We start from the raw sequence: 11210 nt of genomic DNA on the forward strand, positions 1-11210 counted from the left end.
GCCCCCTCATGCCGCCCCCTCCGTCATCGGGGCTCCTCGCGGGATCCCGGTCCGCAGCTCCAGCGCCACCGCGATGTCCGAGGCGTCCGGACGGCCGGCGCCCCGCAGATCCGCGACGGTCCACGCCACCCGCAGGACCCGGTCCAGGCCTCGCGCGGTGAGCAGGCCGCGCTCCATGTCCCGCTCGGCCGCCCGCAGCGCGCCCGGCGCCGCGACCAGCCGGGTCCTCAGCTCATGTCCGGGCACCTCGCTGTTGGTGGTCCAGGGGGTACCGGCCAGCCGCTCCGCCGCCCGCACCCGCGCCTCCCGCACCCGGGCCGCCACCGTCGCGGTCGACTCGCCCCGGCCGCCCTGCCCCATCAGATCAGCGCGCTTGACCGGGTCGACGGCAACCCGCAGGTCCACCCGGTCGAGCAACGGACCGGAGAGCCGGGCCTGGTAGCGCCGGATCGCCGCGGGAGGGCACTCACAGCCGGCCCCGCTCAGCGTGTGCCGCCCGCACGGGCACGGGTTGGCGGCCAGCATCATCAGGAAGCGGGCGGGCAGCCGCACCACCCCGGCGCTGCGCGCCACCACCACGTGTCCCGACTCCAGCGGCTGACGCAGCGCGTCCAGCGCCCGTACGGAGAATTCCGGCGCCTCGTCCAGAAAGAGGATGCCGCGATGGGCCAGCGACACCGCGCCGGGCCGCGGCAGCCCGTTGCCCCCGCCGACCAGCGACTGCATGGTCGCCGAGTGGTGCGGTGCGCAGTACGGCGCCCGGGAGACCAGGGGTTCGCCCGGCGGCAGGATGCCCGCCACCGAGTGCACCGCGGTCACCTCAAGGGATTCCTGCCTGGTCAGCGGCGGCAGGATCGCGGGCAGCCGTTCGGCGAGCATGGTCTTGCCCGCGCCCGGCGGTCCGGACAGCAGGAGGTGGTGGCCGCCCGCCGCCGCGACTTCCAGGGCCTTGCGGGGCCGCTCCTGACCCGCGACGTCCGCCAGGTCCGGCCGGTGTCCCTCGCCCTGCGCCGAGCCCCTGGTGATGCCGGTGCCGATAGCGGCGCCGGGCACCATGAGACCGGCCAGCATGGTGTCGGGGCGCCCCTGGTCGTGGGGCTCCTGTTCCTCGGGCACCGGTTCGTCGCAGAGCACGGCGATCAGCTGCCGCAGGCTCCGCACCCCGAGCACGGAGACCCCGGGTACCAGCGCCGCCTCGCCCGCCGTCTGTTCGGGGACGACCACCTGCCGGTATCCGGCCTCCGCCGCGGCCAGGACGGCGGGCAGTACCCCGCGCACCGGCCGCACCCTGCCGTCGAGCCCCAGCTCCCCGATCATCACGACATCGGCGATCGAAGCGGGGTCGATCCGCTCGGCCGCGCCGAGCACCGCACACGCCACGGCGAGATCGAAACCCGAACCGCCCTTGGGGACCGAGGCCGGGGAAAGGCCCACCGTGAGCTTCTTCTGCGGCCACTCGGCGCCTGAATTGACCACGGCGGCCCTGACCCGGTCGCGGCTCTCCACCAGGCTCTTGTCCGGCAGCCCCACCAGGGTGAACGCCGCCACTCCCGCCTCCAGGTCCGCCTGGACCTCCACCACCACGCCCTCGACGCCGACCAGAGCCACCGAGCAGGCACGCGCGAAACCCATCAGGCCACCCCCCGCGCGTGCTCGGCCAGCGGCGCACCGCGCCTGGGCAGCACCACGCCGACCAGGTCGATGCGCACCCCGCCGGGCGGCGGACCGCCGTGCCGGTCCAGCCAGAGTTCGGCCAGCCGACGCAGACGGTCCGCCTTGGCCGGTGTGACGGCGGCCATCGGGTGCTCGAATCCACCCGCCCTGCGCGTCTTCACCTCACAGATGACGAGCGCGTCGCCGTCCAGCGCGACGATGTCGATCTCGCCGGTGCGACAGCGCCAGTTCCGCTCCAGTACGGACATTCCGGCATCGGTCAGCAGCCGCGCCGCCAGATCCTCGCCGTACCGCCCGAGTGCCCCCCGTGCGTTCATATCGGCACCACCTCCGGCACCGACTCTGACGCGTCCGCCCGCCGCTAGTGGATCTTGGTGGACAAGCCGGCGGATGTGGACAACTCAGCCACCCGGAAGCTCGAGATCGCTCTTGTTGAGCTCCTCGATGTTGACGTCCTTGAACGTCAGCACCCGGACCTGCTTCACGAACCGTGCGGGCCGGTACATGTCCCAGACCCAGGCATCCGCCATGGACACCTCGAAAAACACCTCACCCTGGACCGAGTGCACCTGCATCTCGTAGTCGTTGGTGAGGTAGAAGCGCCGTTCGGTCTCGATCACATATTTGAACAGACCGACGACATCGCGGTACTCCCGGTAGAGCTTCAGCTCCATCTCGGTCTCGTACTTCTCGAGGTCCTCGGCGCTCATTGACATGTTCCCCTTCAGCCGTGCGTTCCCCCATTGTGCGCCAGGCCCCGGCGCCCCGGACGCTCAGGCGATTTCGGGAGCCAGAACCAACGGCGTACGCGGAGGACCCTCGTCGAGCAGCGTGCGCAGCAGCCCGGCGAGTCTGGTCGGGTACACCGTCTCACGCGTCGCCGACAGTTCGGCGGAGGTCCACCACCTCAGACCCGCGACACTGCGCCGTTCAAGCCCGGTCTGCCCGCTGGTGTCCGTCAGGGTCCGCGTCGTACGGGCGAGGAAGTACCACTCGTCCTGATCCCAGCGCCGGCCGTCGAACGGGAAGGAGCACTGCCGCTTCCAGAGAAGCGGGCCCAGTTCGGCATCCCTGATCCCGGTCTCCTCGGCCAGTTCGCGCAGCGCGGCCTGCTCCCGGGTCTCGTCACCCTCCAGCCCCCCGCCGGGGGTGAACCACCAGGTACTCGCCGGATCCTCCGGTTCGAACCCGTGCATCAGCAGAATGCGGTCGTCCGGATCGAGGAGTACCAGGCGGGAGACCTTGCGCGTCTCAGTGGACACCGGCAGCCGCCTTCCCCTGCTTGTTCCGCTTCGACCGGGCGGCGACCGGCCCGTACACGGCACCGGCCAGAATCAGCACCACGCCACCGGCCACGGCCCCGAGCTGAAGTTTGAGCGGACCCGCCGACGACACCCCGCCCGGCAGCGCGGCGAAGGCATGCGGCCGTTCGATCATGCTGCCCAGCGGCCAGGCGACGGCGTCCACCCGGGCCGTCACGGCACTGCGGGGTACCGAGCCCTGCCCGCGGTCCTCCAGATGGACCCGGGAGTCCAGCGAAACCCGGCGGTCGTCGCCCAGGAGGAAGAGCTGCCCCTTGGGCACCTCGGCCGTGAAGTCGTTCGCCGAGGCGGGGTCCGGTGTCTGCAGATACGGTTCCTCAACGGGTATGCCGTTGACCGTGAGCCGGCCGTCCTTCTCGCAGCAGCCGACCTTGTCGCCGCCGATCCCGACGACCCGCTTCACCATCGGCATATCGCCCCACGCCGGATCGGTGAACACCACCACATCGCCCCGGCGCACCTCGCTGCCGTCCACCCGCTGCGCGAGAACCCGGTCGCCCGCGTTCACCGTCGGGGTCATCGACTCGGTCGGCACCGTGTAAGGCCGGTACACCACGGCCGCCCAGGCGAACCCGCCGAGGAAGAGCACACAGCCGACGGCCACCGCCAGCCCCGACAGCATGCTGCCGAGCCGGCCGCGGCCGTCATCCGTACGTCCTGTTCCACTCATCCCAGCGTCCCCCATCGGAGATCGACAATCGCTGATCCGAGTCGGCACCCTACCCGGCGGTACGCCCGCTGGTCAGCCTCAGCCTCCGCCTGCGCCGGATCACGATCGGCAGCGCACCGGCGATGCCGAGCGCGCCGGGCGCCATCGCCGCCGCGGCACTCATGCCAGGCTGGTCGAAGGTGTCCGGGACGGGCAGGGTCGTCCAGCGATTGAGCGGCCAGGCCACCACCACGGCCCGGCCCACGACCTCGTCCACCGGCACGAAGCCCTTGTTCGCGTCGCTGGTGTGATAGCGCGAGTCCGAGGAGTCCTGGCGGTGGTCACCCATCACCCAGATCTTGCCGTCGGGCACCTTGAACGGCCCGAAGGGCATGTCGTCGCACGGCGTGCCACCGGGGAAGATGTACGGCTCGTCGAGCGCCTTGCCGTTCACCTCGACCGGGCCGCCCTTCTTGCACGACACGGTGTCACCGCCGACCGCGATCGTCCGCTTGATCAGGTCCTTCTCCTGCGACGACGGCATCAGCCCGATGAAGCTCAGGAACGTCTGCACCGCGTTCGGCTCAGGGGTCGGCTCCCCGTCCAGCCAGTGACTCGGATCGTGGAAGACGACGACCTCGCCGCGCTCCGGCTCGGAGCCGAACCACGGGGTCAGCTTGTCGACCAGCACCCGGTCACCCCGCTGAAGGGTGTTCTGCATCGAATCCGACGGAATGGAGAACGCCTGCACCAGAAACGTCTTGATCAACAGCGCGAGAACCAGCGCGATACCGATGAGGAGGGGCAGCTCCTTCCAGAGGGGGCGGGGCTTCTTGACCCGCTTCCCACTCCGGTCCGAGTCGGGCGCGCCCTGCGGCCCGTCCGGATCCCCCGTCTCTCCAACAGAGTCGAAGGCGGAGTCAGCAGGCTGCTCGAACCTCTCCGTGGACTGTCCGTGTCCAGCTCGTGCTTCGCCTGCCACGTCGCTCACATTCATTCCTCACTCTGCGCCAACGCCTGCCCACCGGGCCTGCCGATCACAAACCCGCACCCCGTACAACGAGCGGGGGTTCCCCGGAGCTACTGCCCTCTCCGGGCCGGTGGAGTCGGAGAGCCGGGCACGTCCCACATCGGATGCGCACCCGACGAGCCCCCGTGGAGGGGGGCAAGGCAGCCCGGCGCGGCGACTCCGTACCCCTTACTTCTGCCGCACCGGCACGGCCCTGCTCCGCCTGCGCCAGAGCACCAGGGGCACAGCACCGGCGAAGCCGAGCGCACCCGGCGCCATCGCAGCCGCGGCGTTCAGACCCGGCTGGTCGAAGGTCTTCGGGATGGGCAGGGTCGCCCAGCGGTTGACCGGCCACGCGACCACGATGGCCCGGCCCACCACCTCGTCCGTGGAGACGGTGCCACCACCCGGCAGCTCCTGGTGGTAGCGGGAGTCGAGGGAGTTCTGACGGTGGTCGCCCATCACCCAGATACGGCCCTTGGGGACCTTGATCGGGCCGAACGGCTCGTCGTTGCAGGCGGTGTTCCCCTGGAAGATGAAGGACGTGTCGTCCAGCGCCCTGCCGTTGACCGTGACCGGGCCGTTCGTCTTGCACTCCACCGTGTCACCGCCGATCGCGATGACCCGCTTGATCAGGTCCTTCTCCTCGGCCGACGGCATCAGCCCGATGAAGCTCAGGAACTTCTGCACCGCGTTCGGGTTGGCCGCCGGAGTGTTCTCCAGCCAGCCGCCCGGGTCGTGGAAGACGACGACCTCGCCGCGCTCCGGCTCCGAGCCGAACCACGGGGTCAGCTTGTCGACCAGCACCCGGTCACCCCGCTGAAGGGTGTTCTGCATCGAATCCGACGGAATGGAGAACGCCTGCACCAGAAACGTCTTGATCAGCAGCGCGAGAACCAGCGCGATACCGATGAGGAGGGGCAGCTCCTTCCAGAAGGAGCGGGGCTTCTTCCGGGCCGTACTGCCGCTGCTCGGGGAGTCGCCGTCACTCTCCGTCCGGTCCGCCGTCGTCCCGGCCGGCTCGACGCTCTCCGGAGTGTCCGGCCGGTCCTCGGGTTCGCCGTGTCCGGATCGTGCGCCCACCGCCAAATCCCCCACATCTGCTCCTTATTCCGTGCCACCGCCTGCGCCCTAGCCGGTGCAGGCCAACCACTCCCATAACGAGCGGGAGTTCCGCAGGGGTCGGGAGCCGGATCATTCCGTTGGGATCCTGGGACACACTATTCGACGGTCCGGGGGCAGCAGCCGTCCCGGCGCGCGCGTCCGGGACCGAGGAGAACACCGAACGTTCCTCCAGCTTCCCCCAGTGCCCGAAGGGCCAGGCGATCACCACGGCCCGTCCCACTACGGCATCCTCGGAAACCGTGCCGTCGGCCGTCTTGTCCAGGTGGAAACGTGAATCGGCGGAATTGGAGCGATGGTCGCCCATCACGAAGATTCGTCCGACAGGAACCTTTACCTCGAATTTGATCGTGGAGGGGGGATTGCCGGGAAAGACGTAGGGCTCGTCGACCGCCTGGCCGTTGACCATGAGCCGGCCGTCCTTGTCGCAGCACTTCACCGTGTCGCCGCCGACGGCGACCACCCGCTTGATCAGGTCCTGTTCGTCGTCGGACGGCAGCAGCCCGATGAAGGTCAGCACCTCCTTCACCTGCTTGATGACGACAGGCGGCTCCTTCGCCGTCACCGGATTCGGCGGCGGCCAGTCGGAGGGGTTCTTGAACACGACCACATCGCCACGCTGCGGACGGGACCCGAACCACGGCGTCAGCTTGTCCACGAGGACCCGGTCGCCGATCCGGATGGTCTGTTCCATGGATCCCGACGGGATCACGAAGGCCTGCACCAGGAACGTCTTCAGTACCAGCGCGATCACCAGTGCGACGGTGATCAGGAGGGGTATCTCCTGCACGGCCGATCTGCGCCGCTTCCGCTTCACCTTGCGGGCCAGTCTGCGCCGCTCCGCCCGGGTGGGCAGCGAGCGGGCGGCCGCCGGCCTGCTGCCGGTGGGCAGCGGCACCCCGGGATCGGCAGCGTCGTGCGGCCGCCCGCGGTTACCCATGCGTCGCCCCCGGGGCAGGTACGCCGTCGAAGGCCGCGGTGCCCGGGAGGGAGTCCAGCCGCCCCAGCGGCCAGCCGATCCAGTCGACCCTGCCGATCACCTTGTCGACGGGCACCATGCCGCCCCCCGGTTCGCCCAGGTGGTCACGGGAGTCCCGGGAGCGGCTACGGTGATCGCCCATCATCCAGAGCGTGCCGTCCGGCACGACGATGTCGAACGGGGCCCGGGACGGCGCGTCACCCACGAACAGGTAGTCCTCGTCCAACGGCCGGCCGTTCACCTCGACCCGCCCCCGCTCGTCGCAGCAGACCACCCGATCGCCCCCCACACCCACCACCCGCTTCACGAAGTCGGTCTCGGCGGGCTCCGCGAGCCCCAGGGATGCCGCCGCGCCGTGCAGCAGCCCGGTCACCGGGTTCTCCTGCGGCGCCTCCCGTACAAAGGAGCCGGTGCCGTCGAAGACCACCACGTCGCCGCGCCGGGGTTCGGCGCCGAAACGGTACGCCAGTTTGTTGACCAGCACCCGGTCCCCGACCTGCAGCGTCGACTCCATCGAGCTGCTGGGAATCAGGAAGGGCTGCACCACGAAAGCGCTGAAGAGCAGCACGAAGACCGAACAGACAGCACCGAGCGCGACGGTGTGCCGCCATGACATCGCGGCGGCGAAACGGTGCGGGATACGCGAAAAGCGCGACCCCTCCTCCGGCCCCGTAGGGGCTGCGGAGGAGCGGTCGCGCTCCGTGGTTCTTGCTTCCGTGTCCATCGGGGCCAGAGCTTATCCGGCCGTGCTGTGGACCTGGGAGCCAGCTCAGCGGTCGCGCTTCTCCTTGATCTTCGCGGCCTTGCCGCGCAGCTCACGGAGGAAGTACAGCTTGGCGCGACGGACGTCACCGCGGGTGACGAGCTCGATCTTCTCGAAGATCGGGCTGTGCACCGGGAAGGTGCGCTCGACGCCGACGCTGAAGGAGACCTTGCGGACCGTGAAGGTCTCGCTGATGCCCGCGCCCTGGCGGCGGATGACGATGCCCTTGAACTGCTGGATACGGGAGCGGTTGCCCTCGATCACGCGGACGTGAACGTTGACGGTGTCACCGGCGCGGAACGCCGGGAGGTCGGTGCGCAGCGAGGCGGCGTTGACGCCATCGAGCAGGGAAGCCATGTTGTCTGCTTTCTTCGCCGATGCCACAGGTCATCGGCGGGAGAGTGATGAGTTCGGGGTGCTGATCGCGTCGGACGGGCGTCTTTCCCCCTGTGGCAGGGGCGCGCGCCGGACGTACAGCAGCGGCCTATTGTTCCACGGCGTCGGGCCTGCGCCAAAATCGGCCGCCGGGCTCGGGTGACCACCCGAGGATCGAGAGCATCTCGCGGTCCTTCTTGTCGAAGCCCGCCGCCTCACAACGCTCGATCAGATCGGGCCTGTTGAGCGCGGTACGACGGAAGGCCTCGTCCCGGCGCCAGCGGGCGATCCGGCCGTGGTGGCCGCTGAGCAGCACGTCCGGAATGCCCCGGCCGCGCCACTCGGGCGGCTTGGTGTAGACGGGCCCCTCCAGCAGATCGGCCATCGCGCCGGGGGCGAAGGAGTCGTCCCGGTGCGATTCGGCGTTGCCGAGCACGCCGGGCAGCAGCCGGGCCACCGCCTCCGTGATCACCAGCACCGCGGCTTCGCCGCCGGCCAGCACGTAGTCGCCGATGGACACCTCGACGACCGGCATCCGGGTGGCGTACTCCTCGGTCACCCGCCGGTCGATGCCCTCGTAGCGGGCCGGGGCGAAGATCAGCCAGGGCCGCTCGGACAGCTCGACGGCGAGTTCCTGGGTGAACGGCCGGCCACTCGGTGTCGGCACCACGAGCACCGGGGAGTGCGCACCGGCCTCGTAGCCGCCGGCCAGGGTCTCGTCCAGGGCGTCGCCCCACGGCTCGGTCTTCATGACCATGCCGGGGCCGCCGCCGTAGGGGGTGTCGTCGACCGTGTTGTGGCGGTCGTACGTCCACTCCCGCAGATCGTGCACGTGCACGTCGAGGCGTCCGCGGGCGCGGGCCTTGCCGACGAGCGAGACGTTCAGCGGTTCGAGGTACTCGGGGAAGATCGTGACGACGTCGAGGCGCATCAGTCGTCTTCCCCGCGCTCGGCGGGAGCGGACCCGTCGGTACCGGGCCCGGCGGCTGCGGACTCCTCGTCGCGCGAGGAGACCACGACCGCCTCGCTCTCGTCGATCAGGCCCGGCGGCGGAGTGATCACCGCGCGCTGTTCCTCCAGGTCGATCTCGGAGACGATCTCCTCGACGAACGGGATCATCACCTCGGTGCCGTCGGGACGCTCCACGATGAAGAGGTCCTGGGACGGCAGATGCGTGATCTCGGTGATCCGGCCGATCTCGGTGCCGTCGGCGAGAACCACGTCCAGGTCCATCAGCTGATGGTCGTAGAACTCCTCGGGGTCCTCCGGGAGCTCCTCCGGGTCCACGTCGGCGATCAGCAGCGTATTGCGCAGCGCCTCGGCGGCCGTACGGTCCCGTACGCCCTCGAAACGCAGCAGCAGCCGGCCGCTGTGCACCCGGCCGGTCTCGATCGTCAGCGGTCCCGTCGAGGCCGGCTCGGTGGCCAGTACCGCACCGGGTCCGAGCCGGATCTCCGGCTCGTCCGTGCGCACCTCGACGGTGACCTCGCCCTTGATGCCGTGGGCGCGACCGATCCGCGCGACTACCAACTGCACCTTGTGTCTCTCCTGTCGTACGACGACGGGCCGGGGCGGGCTCATGGCCCTCCCCGGCCCGTGCCGGTGTTCAACTCTGTCAGCGAACCTGATCCACATCGACGAGGTCGACGCGGATACCACGGCCGCCGATGGCGCCGACGACGGTACGCAACGCACGTGCGGTGCGACCGTTGCGGCCGATCACCTTGCCGAGGTCATCGGGGTGGACCCGAACCTCGAGTACACGGCCGCGACGCAGGTTGCGCGAGGCGACCTGCACGTCCTCGGGGTTGTCGACGATGCCTTTCACGAGGTGCTCGAGAGCCTCCTCGAGCATGCTCAGGCCTCGGTCGACTCGGCGGGCGCAGCTGCGTCAGCAGCCTCGTCCGCCTTCTTGTCGGCCTTCTTCGCCTTCTGCGTGATGGCCTCGCCCTTGGACTCCTCAGCGGTGTCCTTGGTCAGGGCCTCGAACAGGGCGCGCTTGTCAGCCTTGGGCTCCGGCTGCAGAAGCGGCGCGGGGGCCGGGAGACCCTTGTGGGCCTGCCAGTCACCGGTGAGCTTCAGGATCGCGAGAACCGGCTCGGTCGGCTGGGCGCCGACGGACAGCCAGTACTGCGCGCGCTCTGCGTTGACCTCGATGCGCGAGGGGTTCTGCACCGGGTGGTACAGGCCGATCTCCTCGATGGCCCGGCCATCACGGCGGGTACGGGAGTCGGCGACGACGATGCGGTAGTGAGGCGAACGGATCTTGCCCAGACGCTTCAGCTTGATCTTGACTGCCACGGAAGTGGTGTCTCCTGGTCTATGACGTGGTTGGGCACAACGAAGATGCCACGTGGGGTTGCGGTACTCGGGTGCCCGATGGACGCGTCAGCCGGAGGAGAGAGGGGTCCTATGCGACTGTCGAGTACAGCTAGCCATTGTGCCACACCACATCGGTTCACCCCACCGCGACCACTGCTTCCGGGATCCGGAACGGCTTTCCGCAGCCGCCGCAGACGATCGGGGCCTGCGCGAGGACCGAGGGGACGACGCGCACATTGCGACCGCAGTCGCAGACGGCCTTGACCCGCACGCCTCCTCCGGAGGAGCCGTGCCGGGCGGCCGGGCCGCGGAAGGAGCGCTTGGTGTCGGCGGCGGTGGCCACGGTGTGCGCCTTGAGGGCGCGCTGCAGCCGTTCCATCGTCGGCCGGTACCGGCGCTTGGCCTCGGGGTTGAGCGTGACCAGTGAGAAGCCACTGCTGGGGTGGGGCTCCTCGGCGTGATCGAGGCCCAGCTCCTCGGCGATCGCGAGGAATCGACGGTTGTGGTAGCGGCCGGCGCGCGAGGTGTCACGGACACCTCGCGCGGCGGCGATGCCATGGACTGCCTCGTGGAGCAGCCGTTCGAAGGAGAGCTCGGCGCCACAGGCGGACGAGGACTCTCCGATCAGGGACTCGGGCGCGGCAAGATCGGGCAGCTCGGGGTGGTACCGCTGAATATCGGCCCACGCCTGTGCCAGCTCTGCGGCAAGTACAGGTGGTGTCGTGCTCACGTCGTGACAACGAGCGCGAGTGCCCCGGTGTTCCGATTCCGGGCCATCCCAAATAATTTGCACGTACCAGTCAGTTGCCGTTCATGCGTCCTGACGCGGGCGGGTGCGCTGATCTGCGGAGAAGTCTCACAGCTCGCACCAAGGTGGTACGTAGCGACGTGTACGCCCGAGCGCGTGGACCGCGCGTACGCCCCCTGGAACTCGCACCACCCGGCGCCCGGAACACCGATGTGCGCTGGCCTTGGGGAACCCGACAGTACCGGGG

15 protein-coding genes are annotated in these 11210 nt (G+C 69.7%); all 15 read right to left on the reverse strand.

The window, feature by feature from the left end; all coding sequences use genetic code 11:
• Positions 1-6 precede the first annotated feature (6 nt).
• A complete protein-coding gene (locus tag J1C73_RS01180) occupies positions 7-1632 on the reverse strand; it encodes a YifB family Mg chelatase-like AAA ATPase (RefSeq protein WP_207314664.1) in 1626 nt (541 codons plus the stop codon).
• On the reverse strand, positions 1632-1991 hold the full coding sequence (locus J1C73_RS01185) for a YraN family protein (protein ID WP_123461953.1): 360 nt from the start codon (positions 1989-1991) through the stop codon (positions 1632-1634). The genes J1C73_RS01180 and J1C73_RS01185 overlap by 1 nt, the downstream gene beginning before the upstream one ends.
• Before the next feature lie 84 nt (positions 1992-2075).
• Positions 2076-2384 carry a DUF2469 domain-containing protein gene (locus J1C73_RS01190; RefSeq protein ID WP_003965949.1) on the reverse strand — a complete coding sequence of 103 codons (309 nt, stop codon included), beginning with the start codon at positions 2382-2384 and terminating at the stop codon, positions 2076-2078.
• A gap of 63 nt (positions 2385-2447) precedes the next feature.
• Positions 2448-2936 carry an NUDIX hydrolase gene (locus J1C73_RS01195; RefSeq protein WP_207314665.1) on the reverse strand — a complete coding sequence of 163 codons (489 nt, stop codon included), beginning with the start codon at positions 2934-2936 and terminating at the stop codon, positions 2448-2450.
• On the reverse strand, positions 2926-3666 hold the full coding sequence (gene lepB, locus J1C73_RS01200) for a signal peptidase I (protein WP_207314666.1): 741 nt from the start codon (positions 3664-3666) through the stop codon (positions 2926-2928). The genes J1C73_RS01195 and lepB (J1C73_RS01200) overlap by 11 nt, the downstream gene beginning before the upstream one ends.
• Before the next feature lie 49 nt (positions 3667-3715).
• Positions 3716-4627: a signal peptidase I gene (gene lepB / locus J1C73_RS01205; protein WP_372446634.1), complete on the reverse strand. Its 912-nt coding sequence runs from the start codon at positions 4625-4627 to the stop codon at positions 3716-3718.
• Positions 4628-4843: 216 nt separating this feature from the next.
• Positions 4844-5743: a signal peptidase I gene (lepB, locus tag J1C73_RS01210; RefSeq protein ID WP_207314672.1), complete on the reverse strand. Its 900-nt coding sequence runs from the start codon at positions 5741-5743 to the stop codon at positions 4844-4846.
• Positions 5640-6716: a signal peptidase I gene (gene lepB, locus J1C73_RS01215; protein WP_207314668.1), complete on the reverse strand. Its 1077-nt coding sequence runs from the start codon at positions 6714-6716 to the stop codon at positions 5640-5642. Before lepB (J1C73_RS01215) ends, lepB (J1C73_RS01210) begins: the two co-directional genes overlap by 104 nt.
• A complete protein-coding gene (lepB, locus tag J1C73_RS01220; protein WP_207314669.1) occupies positions 6709-7479 on the reverse strand; it encodes a signal peptidase I in 771 nt (256 codons plus the stop codon). Before lepB (J1C73_RS01220) ends, lepB (J1C73_RS01215) begins: the two co-directional genes overlap by 8 nt.
• A 45-nt stretch (positions 7480-7524) precedes the next feature.
• The gene (rplS, locus tag J1C73_RS01225) at positions 7525-7875 is read right to left on the reverse strand and encodes a 50S ribosomal protein L19 (protein WP_123461940.1); all 351 of its coding nucleotides are present in this window, start codon (positions 7873-7875) and stop codon (positions 7525-7527) included.
• Between the two features lie 127 nt (positions 7876-8002).
• A complete protein-coding gene (gene trmD / locus J1C73_RS01230) occupies positions 8003-8824 on the reverse strand; it encodes a tRNA (guanosine(37)-N1)-methyltransferase TrmD (protein ID WP_207314670.1) in 822 nt (273 codons plus the stop codon).
• Positions 8824-9429 (reverse strand): ribosome maturation factor RimM, encoded by a 606-nt coding sequence (gene rimM / locus J1C73_RS01235; RefSeq protein ID WP_207314671.1) that lies wholly within the window; start codon positions 9427-9429, stop codon positions 8824-8826. Before rimM ends, trmD begins: the two co-directional genes overlap by 1 nt.
• Before the next feature lie 79 nt (positions 9430-9508).
• A complete protein-coding gene (locus J1C73_RS01240) occupies positions 9509-9748 on the reverse strand; it encodes an RNA-binding protein (RefSeq protein WP_017947632.1) in 240 nt (79 codons plus the stop codon).
• Between the two features lie 2 nt (positions 9749-9750).
• Complete coding sequence (rpsP, locus tag J1C73_RS01245; RefSeq protein WP_073739096.1) at positions 9751-10194, reverse strand: 30S ribosomal protein S16; 444 nt, start codon at positions 10192-10194, stop codon at positions 9751-9753.
• 157 nt (positions 10195-10351) lie between these two features.
• A complete protein-coding gene (locus tag J1C73_RS01250; protein WP_073739095.1) occupies positions 10352-10945 on the reverse strand; it encodes a hypothetical protein in 594 nt (197 codons plus the stop codon).
• Positions 10946-11210 lie beyond the last annotated feature (265 nt).

It is taken from the genome of Streptomyces laculatispora (genome assembly GCF_017353455.1).
Taxonomy (GTDB): domain Bacteria; phylum Actinomycetota; class Actinomycetes; order Streptomycetales; family Streptomycetaceae; genus Streptomyces; species Streptomyces laculatispora.

Coding starts and splice junctions, on each gene's coding strand:
- J1C73_RS01185 (WP_123461953.1), bottom strand. CDS start 1,991: ATGAACGCACGGGGGGCACTCGGGCGGTACGGCGAGGATCTGGCGGCG.
- trmD (WP_207314670.1), bottom strand. CDS start 8,824: ATGCGCCTCGACGTCGTCACGATCTTCCCCGAGTACCTCGAACCGCTG.
- J1C73_RS01240 (WP_017947632.1), bottom strand. CDS start 9,748: ATGCTCGAGGAGGCTCTCGAGCACCTCGTGAAAGGCATCGTCGACAAC.
- J1C73_RS01180 (WP_207314664.1), bottom strand. CDS start 1,632: ATGGGTTTCGCGCGTGCCTGCTCGGTGGCTCTGGTCGGCGTCGAGGGC.
- rplS (WP_123461940.1), bottom strand. CDS start 7,875: ATGGCTTCCCTGCTCGATGGCGTCAACGCCGCCTCGCTGCGCACCGAC.
- lepB (WP_207314669.1), bottom strand. CDS start 7,479: ATGGACACGGAAGCAAGAACCACGGAGCGCGACCGCTCCTCCGCAGCC.
- lepB (WP_207314668.1), bottom strand. CDS start 6,716: ATGGGTAACCGCGGGCGGCCGCACGACGCTGCCGATCCCGGGGTGCCG.
- lepB (WP_207314666.1), bottom strand. CDS start 3,666: ATGAGTGGAACAGGACGTACGGATGACGGCCGCGGCCGGCTCGGCAGC.
- J1C73_RS01190 (WP_003965949.1), bottom strand. CDS start 2,384: ATGAGCGCCGAGGACCTCGAGAAGTACGAGACCGAGATGGAGCTGAAG.